This window comes from Agrococcus versicolor (assembly GCF_039531815.1).
Lineage (GTDB): Bacteria > Actinomycetota > Actinomycetes > Actinomycetales > Microbacteriaceae > Agrococcus > Agrococcus versicolor.
Genome location: NZ_BAAAQT010000005.1, coordinates 82,898 through 101,136 on the forward strand (window position 1 = coordinate 82,898; position 18,239 = coordinate 101,136).

The 18,239-nt window shown below is 73.9% G+C and carries 15 protein-coding genes; 8 read left to right on the top strand and 7 right to left on the bottom strand.

The features are described from left to right. Positions 1-251: 251 nt before the first annotated feature. The 3 genes from ABD249_RS03140 to ABD249_RS03150 form a co-directional block, all read right to left on the bottom strand. Positions 252-1,814, bottom strand: coding sequence for an InlB B-repeat-containing protein (locus tag ABD249_RS03140; RefSeq protein ID WP_344340206.1), 1,563 nt, complete (start codon positions 1,812-1,814; stop codon positions 252-254). Positions 1,815-1,951: 137 nt separating this feature from the next. Then, positions 1,952-3,601: a phospho-sugar mutase gene (locus ABD249_RS03145; RefSeq protein ID WP_344340208.1), complete on the bottom strand. Its 1,650-nt coding sequence runs from the start codon at positions 3,599-3,601 to the stop codon at positions 1,952-1,954. Beyond that, positions 3,598-4,434, bottom strand: a complete 837-nt coding sequence (locus tag ABD249_RS03150) for a purine-nucleoside phosphorylase (protein WP_344340210.1) — start codon at positions 4,432-4,434, stop codon at positions 3,598-3,600. The genes ABD249_RS03145 and ABD249_RS03150 overlap by 4 nt, the downstream gene beginning before the upstream one ends. A 70-nt stretch (positions 4,435-4,504) precedes the next feature. On the opposite strand from ABD249_RS03150, the gene ABD249_RS03155 reads away from it, so the two are divergent. Then, positions 4,505-5,935 carry an NAD(P)H-quinone dehydrogenase gene (locus tag ABD249_RS03155; RefSeq protein ID WP_344340212.1) on the top strand — a complete coding sequence of 477 codons (1,431 nt, stop codon included), beginning with the start codon at positions 4,505-4,507 and terminating at the stop codon, positions 5,933-5,935. 7 nt (positions 5,936-5,942) lie between these two features. On the opposite strand, the gene ABD249_RS03160 is transcribed toward ABD249_RS03155, so the two are convergent. After that, positions 5,943-6,479: an MOSC domain-containing protein gene (locus ABD249_RS03160; RefSeq protein WP_344340214.1), complete on the bottom strand. Its 537-nt coding sequence runs from the start codon at positions 6,477-6,479 to the stop codon at positions 5,943-5,945. A 141-nt stretch (positions 6,480-6,620) separates the two neighbouring features. On the opposite strand from ABD249_RS03160, the gene ABD249_RS03165 reads away from it, so the two are divergent. Beyond that, positions 6,621-7,004: a YciI family protein gene (locus ABD249_RS03165; protein WP_344340216.1), complete on the top strand. Its 384-nt coding sequence runs from the start codon at positions 6,621-6,623 to the stop codon at positions 7,002-7,004. A gap of 4 nt (positions 7,005-7,008) precedes the next feature. Here ABD249_RS03165 and ABD249_RS03170 read toward each other — a convergent pair whose 3' ends face one another. Further along, positions 7,009-7,170: a hypothetical protein gene (locus tag ABD249_RS03170; RefSeq protein WP_344340218.1), complete on the bottom strand. Its 162-nt coding sequence runs from the start codon at positions 7,168-7,170 to the stop codon at positions 7,009-7,011. Positions 7,171-7,218: 48 nt separating this feature from the next. Here ABD249_RS03170 and ABD249_RS03175 point away from each other — a divergent pair, with 48 nt between their 5' ends. Both ABD249_RS03175 and ABD249_RS03180 read left to right on the top strand, forming a co-directional pair. After that, the gene (locus ABD249_RS03175) at positions 7,219-8,523 is read left to right on the top strand and encodes a DUF6596 domain-containing protein (RefSeq protein ID WP_344340220.1); all 1,305 of its coding nucleotides are present in this window, start codon (positions 7,219-7,221) and stop codon (positions 8,521-8,523) included. 43 nt (positions 8,524-8,566) lie between these two features. Then, positions 8,567-9,676, top strand: a complete 1,110-nt coding sequence (locus ABD249_RS03180; protein ID WP_344340223.1) for a VanZ family protein — start codon at positions 8,567-8,569, stop codon at positions 9,674-9,676. 102 nt (positions 9,677-9,778) lie between these two features. Here ABD249_RS03180 and ABD249_RS03185 read toward each other — a convergent pair whose 3' ends face one another. After that, on the bottom strand, positions 9,779-11,554 hold the full coding sequence (locus ABD249_RS03185) for an acetyl/propionyl/methylcrotonyl-CoA carboxylase subunit alpha (RefSeq protein WP_344340225.1): 1,776 nt from the start codon (positions 11,552-11,554) through the stop codon (positions 9,779-9,781). A 150-nt stretch (positions 11,555-11,704) separates the two neighbouring features. On the opposite strand from ABD249_RS03185, the gene ABD249_RS03190 reads away from it, so the two are divergent. Genes ABD249_RS03190 through ABD249_RS03200 form a run of 3 tightly spaced genes read left to right on the top strand, consistent with a single transcriptional unit; the run spans position 11,705 to position 16,091 of the window. Further along, on the top strand, positions 11,705-12,283 hold the full coding sequence (locus tag ABD249_RS03190) for a TetR/AcrR family transcriptional regulator (protein ID WP_344340227.1): 579 nt from the start codon (positions 11,705-11,707) through the stop codon (positions 12,281-12,283). After that, entirely contained in the window at positions 12,280-14,010 is a 1,731-nt protein-coding gene (locus ABD249_RS03195) for an ABC transporter ATP-binding protein (protein ID WP_344340228.1), read from the top strand. Before ABD249_RS03190 ends, ABD249_RS03195 begins: the two co-directional genes overlap by 4 nt. 2 nt (positions 14,011-14,012) lie before the next feature. After that, positions 14,013-16,091, top strand: coding sequence for an ABC transporter ATP-binding protein (locus tag ABD249_RS03200; RefSeq protein WP_344340230.1), 2,079 nt, complete (start codon positions 14,013-14,015; stop codon positions 16,089-16,091). Between the two features lie 6 nt (positions 16,092-16,097). Here the strand turns inward: ABD249_RS03200 and ABD249_RS03205 are convergent, their stop codons facing one another. Continuing rightward, positions 16,098-16,733 (bottom strand): Maf family protein, encoded by a 636-nt coding sequence (locus ABD249_RS03205; RefSeq protein WP_344340232.1) that lies wholly within the window; start codon positions 16,731-16,733, stop codon positions 16,098-16,100. 65 nt (positions 16,734-16,798) lie between these two features. On the opposite strand from ABD249_RS03205, the gene ABD249_RS03210 reads away from it, so the two are divergent. After that, entirely contained in the window at positions 16,799-18,223 is a 1,425-nt protein-coding gene (locus ABD249_RS03210; protein ID WP_344340234.1) for a dihydrolipoyl dehydrogenase family protein, read from the top strand. Positions 18,224-18,239 lie beyond the last annotated feature (16 nt).

Here is an 18,239-nt window from a genome sequence, read left to right on the forward strand (position 1 = left end):
CACGGACGCCGCCGACGCGCAGCTCGTGCTGACGACGCCCGAGTGGGCCGACCGCGTGCGTGCGGCCGCCGGGCTCGCGCACGTCGCGGTCGTCGACCGCATCATGGACCTCGACGCCGTCGCGGCCGTCCTCGAGCGCGAGCTCTAGCGGCGGACGGCGCCCGGCGCCGACCGGTCGCAGGAAGCGACCAGTCAGCACAGGCGACCCGTCGCCGCTGCGCGCGCCCGGCGGACCGGGCGCGCGCGAGGCGTCAGGCGAGGCGGCGGCGAGCGACGAGGCCGATGCCGACGAGCACGAGCGCTGCGAGGGCCAGGAGCCCCATGGGCTCGCCACCGGTGACCGGGAGCGTCGCCGCCGGCGCGGCTGCCGTCGGTGCTGCCGACGGTGCTGCCGACGGGGCAGGAGCCGAGGGGGCCGGCGCGACCACCGCGGCGCGCACCTCGACGACGACCTGGGCGGTCGCACCATCGACGTGGGTCGCCGTGATCGTGTGCGGGCTCGCCGACGGGAACGTCACGGTGGCGCCGTCCACGCGGTCGGTCGCGACGTCCGACGACAGCACGACGTCGGCCGTGACGTCGCCGATCGCGAGGCCGGCGTCGTTGAAGCCCTGCGCGACGAAGTCGAGCGACCCGCCCTGCGTCACCTCGGGTGCCGAGGCGGTGAGCACGATGCTCGCCACCGTCCGGTCGACGTCGAAGCGCGCGACGAGCACGTGGTTCTCGGGGGTCGTCACGAGGGTGTCGGCGACGACGAGGGTGCCCTCGCCCTCGACGGGCGCCGTGTACCAGCCGGCGAAGCGGTAGCCGTCCGGCGCCGACGGCGTCGGCAGCTCGCCGTACGGCGCGTCGAAGGTGCGCTCGAGGAACTCGAGGGGCTCGCCGTCGACGAGCAGCACGACGCCGACGCGGTACGGCTGGTACTGCGCCGTCGACGTGAAGTCCTCGGTCACGGACTCGACGACGCCGCTCCAGCCGGTGAACCCGTAGCCGACGCGCTCGGGCGCGGCAGGCGTCCGGGCGGCGTCGCCGTCGAGCACCGGCACGACCGCGACGAGCGCGCCGTCGAACCCGACGAAGGTGACCTCGTGCTGCTCGACGGCCGCGATCGTACGGGGAGCGCTCGTGCGCTGCGCGAGCGGCGACGTCGGCGTCGGGGTGTAGACGGCGACGAGCTCCGTCTCGCCCGCAGGCAGCGTGCCGGCGGCGAGCGCGAACGACGCCGCACCGGATGCGACGGGCGCGGTGCCGAGCGACGCCGTGCCGATCGCCCCGGGCGTGCCCGAGAAGAGCTCGACGGAGCCGTCGGTGGCGTAGCCCTCGGCGGTCACGTCGACGCGCACGTCGACGGCGGCGCCGATCGCGACGCGTGCGGGCGCGTCGACGACGACGCGGGCCTGCAGCGCGAGCCGGTCGAGGACGTCGAACGAGACCGTGCCCGGTCGGTCGCCCTGGCCGGGAAGCACGAGGATGCGGTTCGCCGCGTCGACCGAGATCGACGTGAAGTAGCGACTGTCGGCGTAGGTGCGCTCGGACGACTGCAGCCTGCCCAGGCCGTCGTACGCGGCGACGATCGCGTCGTACCCGTTGTCCGCCGGCGAGAAGACGTAGAAGGTCAGGCCATCGGCGACGACGGCCTCGCAGGAGCCGTCGAAGCATCCGTGGCTGCCTGCGGGGAGCTGCGCGGGCTGCGGCGCACCCGCGACGACGACGGGGACCTCGTCGATCGCCTGCGCGGCGGAGGGCTGCGCGAGGCCGAGGCCCAGGAGCAGGACCGCCACGAGGGCGGCGAGACGGACGGCGATGGCGCGCATGGGGCGGCTCCAGGAGGGGGACCGCAGGCCGACGCGCACGGAGCGTCAGTCGTCTGTCGCCGGGGCGAGCATGGCATGTCGAGGATGATTCATGCAAGACCGCGAGACACGTGATCGCAACGCCGAGCGGCGCCGGCTCACGCCAGCAGCGGCCGCATCGCCTCCTCGAGCGCCGCGACGCGCTCCTGCGCCGCCTGGATGCGCTGCAGGGGCGAGCCCTGCTCGCTGACGGCGTCGACGTACACCTTGACCTTGGGCTCGGTGCCGGACGGGCGGATCATGACCCGCGCTCCGTCGGCGAGCGTGAGCCGCAGGATGTCGCCGATCGCCCCGTGCTCCGGCAGCGCGAGGTCGTCGGCGGCGACGACGGCGCTGCCGGCGAGCTCGCTCGGCGGCGACTCCTTGAGCCGCGCCACGATCGCCGGGATGCGGCTGCGGTCGGTGACGCGCAGGCTCACCTGCCCGCTCGCGAACCCGCCGAACTCCGCAGCGAGCGCGATGAGCTCGTCCGCGAGCGACGAGCCGCGCGCGTGCAGGTCGTTCGCGAGCGTCAGCACGCGCACGAGCGACGAGATGCCGTCCTTGTCGCGCACCGTGCCCGGGTTCACGAGGTAGCCGAGCGCCTCCTCGTAGCCGTACACGAGGTCCGGCACCCGCGAGATCCACTTGAAGCCCGTCGCGGTCGTCGCGAACGCCATCCCGTGCGCCTCGGCGATGACCTGCAGGCCGGGCGAGGAGACGATCGAGGCGGCGAGGGCGCCGTGCCCGTGGGCGGCGCGCGCGGCGTCCCACCCGAGCAGCAGCCCGATCTCGTTGCCCGTGAGCTGCCGCCAGCCGCCCGGGCGGTCCGGGCTCGGCACCGCGACCGAGAGCCGGTCGGCGTCGGGGTCGTTCACGAGCACGAGGTCGGCGTGCGCGGCGTCCGCCGTCGCGTACGCGAGGTCCATCGCGCCCGGCTCCTCCGGGTTCGGGAATGCGACGGTCGGGAAGGCGCCGTCGGGCTCGGCCTGCTCGGGCACCTCGACGAACGCGGGGAACCCCGCGGCCTCGACGACGGCCCGCACGGTCGCGCTGCCGACGCCGTGCATCGCCGAGTAGACGACGACGGGCGGCTCGGTCGCGGGCACGCCCGCGATCGCCGCGGTCGCGCGCACGTAGGCGAGCCGCACGTCGTCGCCGGCGATCGCGACGTCGCCGCGCGGCATGGCGTCGACCGTCGTGGCGTCCGCGACGGCCTCGATGCGGCGGGCGATCTCGGCGTCCACGGGCGGCACGATCTGGCTGCCCTCGTCCTCGCCGCCCAGGTAGACCTTGTAGCCGTTGTCGCGCGGCGGGTTGTGGCTCGCGGTCACCATGACCCCGGCGCTCGCGCCAAGGTGTCGCACGGCGAAGGCGAGCACGGGCGTGGGCATCGCCGCAGGCAGCAGCGTCGCCCGCACGCCCGCGCCGGCCATGATCGCCGCGACGTCGCGGGCGAAGACGTCGGAGCTCGTGCGCCCGTCGTAGCCGACGACGATCGACGGCTCCCGCTCGCGCTCGACGAGGAACGCCGCGAAGCCGGCGGTCGCCTGCGCCACGAGCACGCGGTTCATGCGGTTGGGGCCCGCGCCGAGCTCGCCGCGCAGCCCGGCGGTGCCGAACTGCAGGCGGCCGTCGAACGCGTCGGCGATCGCGGCGAGCGCGTCGGCGTCGCCGGACTCGGCGCTCGCGATCCGCTGCGCGAGCTCGTCACGGGTCTCGGGGTCCGGATCCTGCGCGAGCCAGGCGCGCGCCGCCTCGAGGCTCATGCGCGACCGATCGCGGCGACGACGTCGGCGAGCAGGCGCGAGATCACCGGCTCGGCCGCGCGGCCCGCCTCGATGACCTCGGCGTGCGACAGCGGCGTCTGCTGGATGCCGGCGGCGAGGTTCGTCACGAGCGACAGCCCGAGCACCTCCATGCCGGCCTCGCGGGCGGCGATCGCCTCGAGCGCCGTCGACATCCCGACGATGTGGCCGCCGATGGCCTTCGCCATCTGCACCTCGGCCGGCGTCTCGTAGTGCGGGCCGCGGAACTGGCAGTACACGCCCTCGTCGAGGCTCGCGTCCACCGAGCGCGCGACGTCGCGCAGGCGCCGCGAGTAGAGGTCGGTGAGGTCGACGAACGTCGCGCCCTCGAGCGGCGAGTCGGCCGTGAGGTTGATGTGGTCGGAGATGAGCACCGGCTGCCCGGGCGTCCACGTCTCGCGGATGCCGCCCGCGCCGTTCGTGAGCACCATGATCGACGCGCCCGCCTGGGCGGCCGTGCGCACGGAGTGGACGACGCGGCGCACGCCGTGGCCCTCGTAGTAGTGCGTCCGGGCGCCGATGACGAGCGCGCGGCGGCCGTCCTCGAGCAGCACGGAGCGCAGCGTGCCCGAGTGGCCGTCGAGGGCGGGCCGCGAGAAGCCCGTCACCTCCGTGGCCTCGATCGTGTGCGTCGTCTCGCCGAGCAGATCGGCGGCCTTCGCCCATCCGGAGCCCAGGGTGAGGGCGATGTCGTGGCGATCGACGCCCGTGATGCGGCGGATGTCGTCTGCGGCTGCGCGGGCGACCCGGATGGGGTCGGCTCCCGCGTCGTCGAGGGGGTGCTGCTGGCTCATGCAGACACTCTAGGCAGTCCCCGCGTCGACCCCGTCCCGCGATCCAGGCGCGTGCTGCGAGAATCGATGCGTGAGCGTGTTCCAGGGTCAGCAGCGTGTGGTCATCGTCGGCGGAGGCCCCGGCGGGTACGAGGCGGCCCTCGCGGGCGCGCAGCAGGGGGCGGACGTGACGCTCGTCGAGCGCGTCGGGGTGGGCGGCTCGGCCGTGCTCACCGACGTCGTGCCCTCGAAGTCGCTCATCGCGACCGCCGAGTCGGCTGCGGCGATCCGCGACGCCTCGGGCCTCGGCGTGCAGTTCTACGCGCGCGGCGAGTCCGGCAGGCCCTCGCGCCCCGAGGTCGCCGTCAACCTCCGCGCCGTCAACCGGAGGCTCCTCGCGCTCGCGGCGCAGCAGTCGCTCGACATGACCGCCGACCTCGAGCGCGCCGGCGTGCACATCGTGCAGGGCGAGGGCCACCTCCTGTCGCCGACGCAGGTCGCGGTCTCGACGGGCCGCAAGGGCGCCGACTTCGACGAGCTCGACGCCGACACGATCGTCATCTCCGTCGGCGCGAGCCCGCGCATGCTGCCCTCGGCGATGCCCGACGGCGAGCGCATCCTCACGTGGACGCAGCTCTACGGCCTCGCCGACGTGCCCGAGCACCTCATCGTCGTCGGCTCCGGCGTCACGGGCGCCGAGTTCGCGAGCGCCTACTCGAACATGGGCTCGAAGGTCACGCTCGTGTCGAGCCGCGACCAGGTGCTGCCGGGCGAGGACGCGGATGCCGCGGCCGTGATCGAGGAGGTCTTCATCCGCCAGGGCATGACCCTGCTGGCGAAGTCGCGCGCCGAGTCGGTCGCGCGCACCGACGACGGCGTCGTCGTCACGCTCTCCGACGGGCGCACCGTCGAGGGCTCGCACTGCCTCATGGCCGTCGGCTCCGTGCCGAACACGTCGGGCATCGGCCTGCAGGAGGCGGGCGTGCAGCTCACCGACTCCGGCCACATCCTCGTGAACCGCGTCGCCCGCACCAACCTGCCGAGCGTCTACGCCGTCGGCGACTGCTCGAACGCGCTGCCGCTCGCCTCCGTCGCGTCCATGCAGGGACGCACCGCGATGTTCCATGCGCTCGGCGACGCCGTGAACCCGATCTCGATGCGCACCGTCGCGTCGAACATCTTCACGCAGCCCGAGATCGCGACGGTCGGCTGGACGGCGAAGGAGATCGAGGAGGGCATCGCGCAGGGCGAGATCCACACCGTGCAGCTCTCGACGAACCCGCGCGCGAAGATGATGGGCTTCGAGGACGGCTTCGTGAAGCTCTTCGCCCGCACGGGCTCGGGCACCGTCATCGGCGGCGTCGTCGTGGCGCCGAAGGCGTCGGAGCTCATCTACCCGATCGCGATGGCCGCCGAGCACCGCCTCACGGTCGACATGGTCGCCCGCGTCTTCCCCGTCTACCCGTCGCTCACCGGCTCGATCGCCGACGCGGCGCGTGCCATGCACCGCGTCACGGAGTAGCGGGGACTCAGACCGGCTCGAGCGCCTCGTGCGCGCCCTCGGGCGCCTCGACGACGATCGCGTCGCCCGGTCGCACGACGCCGCCGGCGAGCACGACGGCCATGACGCCCGTCCTGCGCACGACGCGGCCGTCGGCATCCCGACCGACGAGCTCGCGCATGAGACCCGGCGACAGCCGGTCGATCTGCCTGCACGGGCTGCGCAGGCCCGTGACCTCGACGACCGCCTCGTCGCCGAGCCGCAGGCGCGTGCCGCGGGCGAGCTCGAGCAGCGCGACGCCCGCGGTCGTGACGTTCTCGCCCAGGTCGCCGGGGGCGACGTCGACGGTGAGGTCGTCGAGGAGCTCGGCGTGGATGAGATGCACCTGCCGCAGGTTGGGCCGCGTCGGGTCGCGGCGCGCGTCGAAGCGGTGCTGCACCGTCGCGCCCGCGTGCGCGTCGCCCTCGACGCCGTGCCCGGCGACGAGCGTGATGGCGTCGCGCACCGGCTTCGAGAACCGGTGACGGTCGTCGCGCGCGACGGCGACGACGTGGGGTGAGGGCATGGCGACAGTCTGCACCGATGCGCCGCCCTCGACCGCATCGGCTGCGACACGCCCGGGATGCGCGCCGGGGGCGACCGTGTCGAATCCGAGGGTCGCCATCCGTCTCCTGGATGTGGCACCGTGCCACGAGGAGGGGACGACATGACGACGTACGCGTACTTCATCCACGAGGGCGACTGGGACAGCGACGCCTACCTGCCCGAGGAGGGCGCCACGCGCGACAGCCTCGACGCCGACTTCGGCGAGCATGCCGCGTTCGCGCAGGTCGTCGAGCGGCTCGGTGGCACGATCGTCGGCGGCGAGGCGCTGCAGAGCCACCGGTACGGCGGCTTCGTGCGGCCCGGCGGCGAGGGCAGGCGCGAGGAGGACGCGGTCTTCACCGACGGTGCGAACCCCGAGCTCACCGAGGTCGTGAGCGGCTTCTACCTCGTCGAGGCCGCCGACGACGATGCAGCCCGTCGCATCGCCGCGCACGTGCCCACAGCCGGCCGCATCGAGTGGCGGCGCGTCTTCCCGATGGGGTGAGTCGTCAGCCCTGGTCGGCGCGGCCGAAGAGCGTGAGGAGCGCCGTCGCGACGAGCCCGACCATCGCGACCGTCACGATCGCGCACGCCACGAGGACGACGGCCGTGAACGGGTCGGAGGGGGAGACGGTGGCGTCGAGGTGCGATGCTTCGGCGACGAGGTGCATGGCAGCAGCCTACTCGCGCCCGGCGTCGTCGTCGGGGAGGATCCGGGCATGAGCGCGACGGGCGAGGGCGACGCGGCGCACGCCATCGCGCGCGAGGCGTTCCTCGCGGCGTGGCCGCAGGTGGTGCGGGCGCTCGCCGCCGCGACGGGCTCGCTCGACGAGGGGGAGGAGCTCGCCGCGGAGGCGTTCGCCCGGGCCGCCGCCCAGCCCGAGCCGCCCGCGTCGCTCGTCGGCTGGTGCATCGCCGTCGGGCGCCGCGCCGCGATCGACGCCGCGCGACGCCGGGCGACCGAGCGCGGCGGCGTGCCCGCGCTCGTCGACGCCGCGCGCATCGACGCCGTCCGAGGGCAGGACGCGGCCCCGGCCACCGACGACCGCATCGCCCTGCTCGTCGTCGCGTGCGACGAGCTGCTGCCCCCGGCCTCCCGCATCGTGCTCGCCATGCGGCTCGTGCTCGGGGTCGACGTCGACGCCGTCGCCGCCCACGTCGGCATGGAGCGCGCCGCGGCCGCCGCGCGGCTCACGCGTGCCAAGCGCCTGCTTGCCGAGCGCCGCGGCGCGTTCGCGGTGCCGTCCGGCGCGCAGCGCGAGGCGCGCATCCCGGCCGTGCGCGACTGCATCCACGGGATGGTGGCCATCGGCCAGCGGCTCGCGATCGCGCCGGAGGATGCGCTCGGCGACCTCGTCGGCCACGCCGAGCGGCTCGCCGAGGCGCTCGTGCGCGAGCGGGCCCGCGATGCGGAGGCGCGGGCCGTGCTCGCGATCGCCCGCCTCGCGCTCGCCCGCAGGCCGGGCCGCGTCGTCGACGGCGTCGCGCTGCCGCCCGAGGAGGTCGATCGACGCGCGTGGGACGCGCGCCGCATCGTGCTCGGGGTCGACGACGCGCTCGTCGCGGCGGGCCTCGCGGGCGACGACCCGGGCAGGTACGCGCTCGAGGCGCGCGTCGCGGCGCTGCACACCGCCGCGCCGACGGCGTGGGACGTGCCGTGGGCGCTCGTCGCCAGGCTCCACGGCGCCGTGGAGGAGCGATGGCCCGCGCCCTCGGCGTCGCTCTCGCGGCTCGTCGCCGACGCCTACGCGCTGCTGACGGAGGCCGGCGTCGCCGATGCCCCCGAGGGCAGGCTCGATGGCGCGCCCGAGGGCATGGGCCGCATCGTCGCCGACGTCGCCGCCCTCGACGCCGGCGGCCGCGCGCAGCGACGCGACGTCGCGCTCGTGCTCGCCGACCTCGCGTGGCGCACGCGCGCGCCGGATGCGAGCGCGCGCTACCAGCGGCTCGCGGCGATGCTCGCGGACGACGCGATCGGCGCCGCGCCGATCCGCGCGCTGTGCGAGCGACGCGCGGCGTCGTGACCCGGCGTCGCTCAACCCCGTCGATACCGTCGAGGGGGAGGGGATGCGCATGGGGCTCGGAGCGACGCCTGCGCTCGTCGCGATGGGCATCGCGATGGGCGTCACGGCCCTCGTCTGGGTGCCCGCATCCATCCTGCTGCTGCGCAGGCGCGGCCGGTTCGGGTGGGGCACGGCGTCGCTGTCGTTCGCCGCGCTGCTCTACGCGTGCGGCCTCCTCGCCTACACGCTCTTCCCCACGGGCGCCTGCTACCCGCCGCTGTCGGCGCAGCTCGTGCCCGGCGCCTTCGTGCCCGACGTGCTCGACGCCGGCGGCGTCGCGCTGTCGAACCCCGCGCTGCGGCAGGTCCTCCTCAACGTGCTGCTCTTCGTGCCGTTCGGGATGCTCGTGCGCAGGCGCGGCAGGCCCGGCGTCGCGCTCACGACCGCGCTGGGCGCCGCGGCATCGGTCCTCGTCGAGCTCACGCAGCTCACCGGCACGTTCGGCCTCGCGGCCTGCCAGTACCGCCTGCTCGACGTCGACGACGTGCTGCTCAACGGGGCCGGCGCGCTCGTGGGCGCCCTCGCGGCGCCGCTCGTGTGGCGGCTGCCCGGCCAGCCCGACGCGCGCCTGCGTGCGCTGCCGCGACCGCTGACGGCGTGGCGGCGCCTGGGCGCGATGGCCATCGACGTCGGCGTCTCGATCGGCGTCGGCGGCGCCGTCATGGTGCTCGGCATCGGCGGGGTCGGCGTCGTGGCGATCCTGTCCTCCGGCGTCGGAACGGGCACGGTGACCGGGACGGCCGGCGAGGCACCCGTCGCGCTCGTCGGGGCGATCGCGGCGGTCGTGGGCGCGTCGGGTGGCCTCGCGGCCGCGGTCGTGCACCTGCTCGTCGTCCTCCGCACCGGGAGGACGGTCGGGGAGCTCGCGGGCTGGCTGGATGCGCGGCTCGAGACGGGCGAGCGGGCCGGTGCCGGACGGCGCGTGGGCAGGTGGGCGCTCGGCATCGGCGGCTGGACGCTCGCGTCGACGTTCGCCTTCGACCCGGCGACGCAGACGCTCGTGGCGGGCTGGGCGATCGCGGCGATCGTCCTCGCGTTCCGCTCGCGCGCCCACTCCGGGCTCGCGCTGCGGCTCACGCAGCAGGTCGCGCGCGACGTGCGCGACCCGCGCTGAGGCAGCGCGAGCCGACGCGCATCGCAGGCGCACCGGCGTGGGAGAGGGATGCTCCCTCCTCGCGACCCCCGCATCGCCTGCGACGCGGGACCCGGGGCGCGGTCAGGCCGCGTCGACCTCGGCCTCGGCGATGACGAGCAGGCGGTGGCCGCTCGAGATCGTGGTGCCGATCGGCGCGTCGAGGCCCGTGACGATGCCGTCGCGCGGCGCCTGGATGGGCTGCTCCATCTTCATCGCCTCGAGCACGACGAGCAGGTCGCCCGCGACGACGTGCTGGCCCTCCTCGACGGCGACCTTCACGACGGTCGCCTGCATCGGCGAGGCGATCGTGCCGCCCGTGGCCCCTCCGGCGGCGGCGACGCGGGCGCGCTTGGGGGCCGGGCCCTTCGTCGCCACCGTCTCGGGGAAGAGTCGGGCGGGCATCGAGACGGCGATGCGCTTGCCCGCTGCCTCGACGACGACCTCGCGGCGCGCCTCGGCGCCGCCGATCTCGCCGGCCTCGCCGCCCCAGCGCGGGATGTCGTTCTGGAACTCGGACTCGATCCACGACGTGTAGATCGAGAACGGCGCGCCGTCGGCGGGTGCGAAGGCCGGGTCGTCGACGACGACGCGGTGGAAGGGCAGCACGGTGGGCAGCCCCTCGACGCGGAACTCGGCGAGCGCGCGGCGCGACCGCTCGAGCGCCTCCTCGCGCGTGGCGCCCGTGACGACGAGCTTCGCGAGCAGCGAGTCGAACTGGCCGCCGATGACGTCGCCGGAGACGACGCCCGAGTCGACGCGAACGCCGGGGCCCGTCGCGGGGGAGAAGACGTGCACGGGGCCGGGGGCGGGGATGAACCCGGCGCCGGCGTCCTCGCCGTTGATGCGGAACTCGAAGGAGTGGCCGCGCACCTCGGGGTCCGGGTAGTCGAGGACGCCGCCCTCGGCGATGCGCAGCTGCTCGCGCACGAGGTCGATGCCCGTGACCTCCTCGGAGACCGGGTGCTCGACCTGGAGGCGCGTGTTGACCTCGAGGAAGGAGATGGTGCCGTCGCGGCCGACGAGGAACTCGCACGTGCCGGCGCCGACGTAGCCGACCTCGCGGAGGATGGCCTTCGACGACTCGTAGAGGCGTGCGACCTGGTCGTCCGACAGGAAGGGCGCGGGCGCCTCCTCGACGAGCTTCTGGTGTCGGCGCTGCAGCGAGCAGTCGCGCGTCGAGACGACGACGACGTTGCCGTGCGCGTCGGCGAGGCACTGGGTCTCGACGTGGCGCGGGCGGTCGAGGTACTTCTCGACGAAGCACTCGCCGCGCCCGAAGGCCGCGACGGCCTCGCGCGTCGCCGACTCGAACAGCTCGGGGATCTCCTCGCGGGTGCGCGCGACCTTGAGGCCGCGGCCGCCGCCGCCGAAGGCCGCCTTGATGGCGACGGGAAGGCCCACCTCGTCGGCGAAGGCGACGACCTCGTCGGCCGTCTCGACGGGGTTCAGCGTGCCGGGGGCGAGCGGCGCGCCGACGCGCTCGGCGATGTGGCGGGCCGACACCTTGTCGCCGAGCTGCTCGATGGCGTCGGGGCTCGGGCCGATCCAGGTGATGCCGGCGTCGATCACGGCGCGGGCGAAGTCGGCGTTCTCGGCGAGGAAGCCGTAGCCGGGGTGCACGGCGTCGGCGCCCGAGCGGCGCGCGACCGAGAGGATCTTCTCGATGACGAGGTACGACTCGGCGCTCGTCGACCCGTGCAGCGAGTACGCCTCGTCGGCGAGCTGCGCGTGCTGGGCGTCGCGATCGGGCTCGGCGTAGACGGCGACGCTGCCGATCCCCGCATCCCTCGCGGCGCGGATGACTCGGACGGCGATCTCGCCACGGTTGGCGACGAGGACCTTCGTGATGCGCGGCATGAGAGTCGAGCCTACGCGAGGCCGGATGCGCGCCCTGTGCGGACTCCCACGACGTCCGGGGCGGATCCGTTGACGAAGTCCACGAGTCGGCGGCGCGACGGGGGACCACGCGCTTGCGGAGTGAGCGCTCACTCACTAGCGTGGCGAACCGTGACGCCACCCATCCGCATGACGCTCGAGGACCGTCAGGTGCAGATCCTCGACGCCGTCACGCCCCTCGTGCTCGAGCACGGCGCCGCGATCACGTCCCGGCAGCTCGCGGACGCGGCCGGCGTCGCCGAGGGCACGCTCTTCCGCTCCTTCGGCGACAAGGAGTCGCTGCTGCACGCGGTCTTCGACCGGGCGGCGGAGGTCGCCTACGCGCTCGACGAGCTCGAGGGCCTCGCCGACGAGACGCTCGAGACGACGGTGCGCGCGATCGCCGACGTGCTGACGGTGCGCTTCTCGACGATCTTCCAGATGGCGATCGCCCTCGGCCCCGTGCTGCTCACCTCTGGCAGACGGGACGACCCGCGGTTCGACGACCTGCGCGACCGCATCGCCGCCCTGCTCGCCGAGCACGCCGACGAGCTGGGCGTCGAGCCGCTGGTGGCCGCCGACGCGCTGCGCACCCTGACGTTCGCCGCGGCGACGGGCTGGGGCGATCGCAGCGCCATGGACATGTCAGACGTCACGGGCATCCTGCTCCATGGGATCGCCCGCACCGACAGGAAGGAGCGCCGCCCATGAAGCTGCGGAGGCTCATCACCGCCGCGATCCGCACCTCGTGGATCGCCTTCGTCCTCGTGGTCGTGCTCCAGCTCACGCAGGCGCTGCTGTCGCTCATGCTGCCGACGATCAACGCCGACATCATCGACGAGGGCGTCCTGCAGGGCGACACCGCCACCATCTGGCGGCTCGGCGGCGAGATGCTGCTCATGAGCCTCGGCCAGGTGGTCGCGAACGGCCTCGCGATCCTCTTCGGCGCCCGGCTGGCCATGACGGCCGGCCGCGACCTTCGCGCACGCATCTTCGCGCGCGTCTCGTCCTTCTCCGAGCGCGACGTGCAGCGCTTCGGCGCCGCGAGCCTCATCACGCGCAACACGAACGACGTGCAGCAGGTGCAGATCCTCGTCCTCATGGGCTGCACCATGCTCATGTCGGCGCCCATGCTCGCGATCGGCGGCGTCGTCATGGCCATCCGCGCCGACGCCGAGCTCTCGCGCCTCATCTGGATCATCGTGCCGCTCATGGTGCTCGTCATGGGCGTGATCGTGTCGCGCCTCGTGCCGATCTTCGTGCTGCTGCAGGAGCGCGTCGACCGCATCAACCAGGTCATGCGCGAGCAGCTCACGGGCATCCGCGTCGTGCGCGCGTTCGTGCAGGAGCGCCGGGAGCGCGCCCGCTTCCAGCAGGCGAACGACGGCGTGACCGACGCGATGCTCCGCACGGGCAACCTCTTCGTGCTCACGTTCCCGCTCGTCATGCTCATCGTGAACGCCTCGAGCGTCGCGGTCATCTGGTTCGGCGCGCAGCTCGTCGACGACGGCAGCCTCGAGGTGGGCACGATGATGGCCTTCCTGCAGTACCTCATGCAGATCCTCTTCGGCGTCATGATGGCGACGTTCCTCACGATGATGATCCCGAGGGCCGCCGTCGGCGCCCGTCGCATCACCGAGGTGCTCGAGACGCAGCCGAGCGTCGCGGTCTCGACCGCGGCGCGCACCGAGCAGCCCGAGCCGGGCCGCATCGTGCTCGACGACGTCACCTTCACCTACCCCGGTGCCGAGACGCCCGTGCTCGAGGGCGTGTCGTTCACCGCCGAGCCCGGCGAGACGGTCGCGATCATCGGCTCGACGGGCGCGGGCAAGACGACGATCGTCAACCTCGTGCCGCGCCTGTTCGACGCGTCGAGCGGCACCGTCAGCATCGGCGGCGTCGACGTCCGCGACGCCGACGAGCAGTCGCTCTGGGCGTCGATCGGCCTCGTGCCGCAGAAGCCCTACCTGTTCTCGGGCACGATCGCCTCCAACCTGCGCTACGGCAAGGCCGACGCGACCGACGACGAGCTCTGGGCCGCGCTCGAGACGGCGCAGGCGGCCGACTTCGTGCGCGCGAAGGAGCTGGGGCTCGACAGCCCCGTCTCGCAGGGCGGCACCAACGTCTCCGGCGGCCAGCGCCAGCGCCTCGCCATCGCGCGCGCGCTCGTCAAGCGGCCGTCGATCCTCGTCTTCGACGACTCGTTCTCGGCGCTCGACCTCGGCACCGACGCTCGCCTCCGCGCGGCGCTCGCGACCGACGTCGTCGGCACCACGAGGCTCGTCGTGGCGCAGCGCGTCTCGACGATCGTCGACGCCGATCGCATCGTCGTGCTCGACGAGGGCCGCGTCGTCGGCCTCGGCACGCACGACGAACTGCTCGCGTCCAACGCCACCTACCGCGAGATCGTCGACTCGCAGATGTCCGTGGAGGTCTGACCATGGCCAGGCAGAGGAAGGCGCAGGAGCCCATCGTGGAGTCCGAGCGCACCGAGGAGGAGATCCTCGAGGCTGAGCTGGCCGAGGCCGCACGCCGCGGCGCCGACGACTGGGAGGCTCCTCCCGGCAAGGCGAAGGCGCTCCTGCCCACGCTCAGGCGGCTGCTCGGGCTCTTCGCGCCCTTCAAGGCCCTGCTCGCGATCGTCTTCGTCGTCGGCACGGCCGGCATCGTGCTCAACGTCATCGCGCCGCGCGTGCTCGCCGAGGGCACGAACCTCATCGTGCAGGGCCTCGTGCAGGTGCAGCTCGCCGCCCAGGGCTTCCCGGACGGCACGACGCAGGCCGAGGTCGTCGAGCAGCTGCGCGCCGCCGGCCAGGGCGACTTCGCGAACATCATCGAGGCCATGCGCGGCTTCGAGGTCGGCGCGGGCATCGACTTCATGGCCCTCGGCCAGGTGCTCATGCTCGTGCTCGCCCTGTACGTCGTCGCGAGCCTGTTCCAGTGGGTGCAGGGCTACTTCGTGAATCGCGTCGTGCAGCGCACGGTCGCTCGCCTGCGCTCCGACGTCGAGGACAAGGTCCACCGCCTGCCGCTGCGCTACTACGACGGCATGCAACGCGGCGAGCTCCTGTCGCGGCTCACGAACGACCTCGACAACGTCGGCCAGTCGATGAGCCAGACGCTGTCGCAGATCGTCACGGGCGTCCTCACCATCGTCGGCGTGCTCGTCATGATGCTGTCGATCAACGTGTGGCTCGCGCTCATCGCGCTCATCTCGGTGCCGCTCACCGGCATCATCCTCGGGCTCGTCATGGGCCGGGCGCAGGGCCTGTTCGCCGAGCAGTGGAAGCGCACCGGCCGCCTCAACGGCCTCGTCGAGGAGTCGTTCACCGGCCACGCGCTCGTGAAGGTCTTCGGCCGCGAGCGCGAGGTGCGCGAGCAGTTCCAGGAGGAGAACGAGGCCGTGTTCCAGGCGTCGTTCAAGGCGCAGTTCCTCTCCGGCCTCGTCTTCCCGCTCATGACGTTCGTCGGCAACGTCGGCTACGTGCTCGTCGCGGTCGCGGGCGGCCTCTTCGTCGCGAACGGCTCCATCCGCATCGGCGACGTGCAGGCCTTCATCCAGTACTCGCAGCAGTTCTCGCAGAACCTCGGCCAGCTCGGCCAGACGTTCACGATGGTGCAGTCGGGCGCGGCGAGCGCCGAGCGCGTCTTCGAGCTCCTCGACGCCGAGGACGAGGAGTCCGACGCCGACGGCGGCACGATCGCCGCCACGAGCGGCGCCGTCGCGTTCGAGCACGTCGCGTTCTCGTACGACCGCGGCGAGGACGGCACGCGCGCGCCGCTCATCTCCGACCTCTCGCTCACCGTCGAGCCCGGGCAGACGGTCGCGATCGTCGGACCGACCGGCGCGGGCAAGACGACGCTCGTCAACCTGCTCATGCGGTTCTACGAGATCGACGGCGGCCGCATCACGCTCGACGGCGTCGACACGCGCACGCTCACGCGCGACGCGCTGCGCGAGCAGACGGGCATGGTGCTGCAGGACACGTGGCTCTTCGGCGGCACGATCCGCGACAACATCGCGTACGGCGCGCCCGACGCGACCGAGGAGCAGATCCAGGAGGCGGCACGCGCGACGTTCGTCGACCGCTTCGTGCAGTCGCTGCCCGACGGCTACGACACCGTGCTCGACGAGGAGGCGTCGAACCTCTCCGCCGGCGAGAAGCAGCTCGTCACGATCGCACGCGCCTTCCTCGCGCAGCCGTCGGTGCTCATCCTGGACGAGGCGACGTCGTCCGTCGACACCCGCACCGAGCTGCTGCTGCAGCAGGCGATGGCGGCGCTGCGGCAGGACCGCACGTCGTTCGTCATCGCGCACCGCCTCTCGACGATCCGCGACGCCGACGTCATCCTCGTCATGGAGCACGGCGACATCGTCGAGCAGGGCACGCACGCCGAGCTGCTCGAGCGCGACGGCGCGTACCGGCGCCTCTACGACGCGCAGTTCCAGCAGGCCGCCGTCGACCTCGACGGCGGCGCTCCGGCGACGGGATCGGTGCAGACCCAGCCGCAGACCTGATGCGCCTCAGCGGTTCCAGAGCTCGTGCCACGTGGCGCCGAGACCCCTGGCGAGACGCCGCACGGTGGGGATGCTCATGCCGACGACCGTCGAGGGGTCGCCGTGGATCTCCGCGACGTACGCCGAGCCGAGGCTGTCGATCGTGAACGCGCCGGCGACCTCGAGCGGCTCGCCCGTGGCGACGTAGGCGTCGATCTCGTCGTCGTCGAGCTCCGCGAACCGCAGGCGCGTCGCGACCGTCGCGCCCGCTGCCGCGACGACGCGCCCCTCGTCGAGGCGCACGAGCCAGTGCCCGGAGTGCAGCACGGCCTCGCGACCGCGCTGCGCGAGCCACCGCTCGCGGGCGCGCTCGGGCGTGTGCGGCTTGCCGAGCGTGGCGCCGTCGAGCTCGAGCGCCGAGTCGCCGCCGAACAGGAGGCCGTGCATCGGCCTGCCCTCGGGCTCGCGGCCGAGCACCGCCTCGGCCTTCGCCCGTGCGAGCAGCTGCACGACCTGCGCCGTCGTCGCGGGGCCGTGCTCGGCCTCGTGGGCCGCGACCGCGAGGTCCTCGTCGACGTCGCTCGCGAGCAGCACGGGCTCGATGCCCGCCTGCCGCATGAGCATGAGGCGGGCGGGGGAGGTGGAGGCGAGGTGGAAGCGCATCGCGGCCAGGGTACCGGCGGCGCAAGCGGTGGCGGTGGCGGATCCGCGCTCCTAGCGTGGACCGCATGACAGCAGCGACCGAGCCCACCCATGACGTGATCGTGATCGGCGGCGGCCCCGTCGGGGAGAACGCCGCGCAGTACGCGATCCAGGGATCCGACCGCACGGCGGCGATCGTCGAGGCCGAGCTCGTCGGGGGCGAGTGCTCGTACTGGGCGTGCATGCCCTCGAAGGCGCTGCTCGTGCCCGGATCGGTGCGCACGCTCGCGCAGCACATGCCCGGGCTCGCCGAGCAGCCTCCACTCGACGTCGAGGCCGTGCTCGCCCGCCGCGACTCCTTCACCTCCGGCTGGGACGACGCCTCGCAGGTGTCGTGGGCCGAGGAGCAGGGCATCGAGGTCGTGCGCGGCCGCGGCACGCTCACGGGGCCGCGCACGGTCGTCGTCGGCGACCGTACGCTCGTCGCCCGGCACGCCGTCGTCCTCGCGACGGGCTCCGTGCCCGTCTCGCCGCCCATCGACGGGCTCGCCGAGGCGCTGCCGTGGGGGTCGCGCGACGCGACCGCCATGCACGAGGTGCCCGGCTCGATCCTCGTCGTCGGCGGCGGCGTCGTCGCCTGCGAGGCGGCGACGTGGCTCGCGGCGCTCGGCGCGCGCGTGACGCTCGCTGCGCGCGGCGGCCTGCTCGCCCGGCTCGAGCCCGAGGCGGCCGAGGCCGTCGAGGCGGGGCTGCGGGATGCGGGCGTCGACGTGCGCCTCCACGTCGACGTGCAGTCGGTGCGGCGCGAGGATGCGCGCGCCACGGGCGAGGGGCACGTCCACGGCGGCGCGGTCACCACCACGATCGACGGCGAGGAGCTCCGCACCGACGAGATCCTCGTGTCGACCGGCAGGCGCCCGGCGACCGACGGCCTCGGCCTCGACGCCGTCGGCATCGACGAGCTCGAGGTCGACGGCAGGCAGCGCGTCGCGGGCGGCGACGGCTGGCTGTACGCCGCGGGCGACGTCGCGGGCAGGTGGCAGCTGACCCACATGGGCAAGCACGAGGCGCGCATCTGCGGCGAGGTCATCGGCGTCGTCGCAGGCGGCGGGGATGCGCTCGACGTCGTGGGCGTCGACGAGGATCCGCTGACGCAGGTCGTGTTCACCGAGCCGGAGGTCGCGGCCGTCGGCATCACGCATGCCGAGGCGCTCGAGCGCGGCATGCGCGTCGAGCGCGTCGCGATCGACCTCGCCGTGGCGGGCACGGCGCTGCAGCGCGACGACGCCGGCGGACGCGTCGTCGCGATCGTCGACGCCGACCGCGACGTGCTCGTCGGCGCGACGCTCGTCGGCCACGGCGTCGCCGAGCTCCTGCACGCCGCGACCGTCGCGGTCGCGACGCAGGTGCCGCTGTCGCGCCTGTGGCATGCCGTGCCCGCCTATCCGACGGCGAGCGAGATCTGGCTGCGCGTGCTCGAGGCGCTCCGCACCCAGCGGCGCGCCGCCTGACGCGCGCCGCGTGGGA

Bases quoted from the DNA above. Each gene is read 5' to 3' on its own strand.
- ABD249_RS03140 (WP_344340206.1), bottom strand. From the start codon at position 1,814: ATGCGCGCCATCGCCGTCCGTCTCGCCGCCCTCGTGGCGGTCCTGCTC.
- ABD249_RS03145 (WP_344340208.1), bottom strand. From the start codon at position 3,601: ATGAGCCTCGAGGCGGCGCGCGCCTGGCTCGCGCAGGATCCGGACCCC.
- ABD249_RS03150 (WP_344340210.1), bottom strand. From the start codon at position 4,434: ATGAGCCAGCAGCACCCCCTCGACGACGCGGGAGCCGACCCCATCCGG.
- ABD249_RS03160 (WP_344340214.1), bottom strand. From the start codon at position 6,479: ATGCCCTCACCCCACGTCGTCGCCGTCGCGCGCGACGACCGTCACCGG.
- ABD249_RS03165 (WP_344340216.1), top strand. From the start codon at position 6,621: ATGACGACGTACGCGTACTTCATCCACGAGGGCGACTGGGACAGCGAC.
- ABD249_RS03170 (WP_344340218.1), bottom strand. From the start codon at position 7,170: ATGCACCTCGTCGCCGAAGCATCGCACCTCGACGCCACCGTCTCCCCC.
- ABD249_RS03175 (WP_344340220.1), top strand. From the start codon at position 7,219: ATGAGCGCGACGGGCGAGGGCGACGCGGCGCACGCCATCGCGCGCGAG.
- ABD249_RS03180 (WP_344340223.1), top strand. From the start codon at position 8,567: ATGCGCATGGGGCTCGGAGCGACGCCTGCGCTCGTCGCGATGGGCATC.
- ABD249_RS03185 (WP_344340225.1), bottom strand. From the start codon at position 11,554: ATGCCGCGCATCACGAAGGTCCTCGTCGCCAACCGTGGCGAGATCGCC.
- ABD249_RS03195 (WP_344340228.1), top strand. From the start codon at position 12,280: ATGAAGCTGCGGAGGCTCATCACCGCCGCGATCCGCACCTCGTGGATC.
- ABD249_RS03200 (WP_344340230.1), top strand. From the start codon at position 14,013: ATGGCCAGGCAGAGGAAGGCGCAGGAGCCCATCGTGGAGTCCGAGCGC.
- ABD249_RS03205 (WP_344340232.1), bottom strand. From the start codon at position 16,733: ATGCGCTTCCACCTCGCCTCCACCTCCCCCGCCCGCCTCATGCTCATG.
- ABD249_RS03210 (WP_344340234.1), top strand. From the start codon at position 16,799: ATGACAGCAGCGACCGAGCCCACCCATGACGTGATCGTGATCGGCGGC.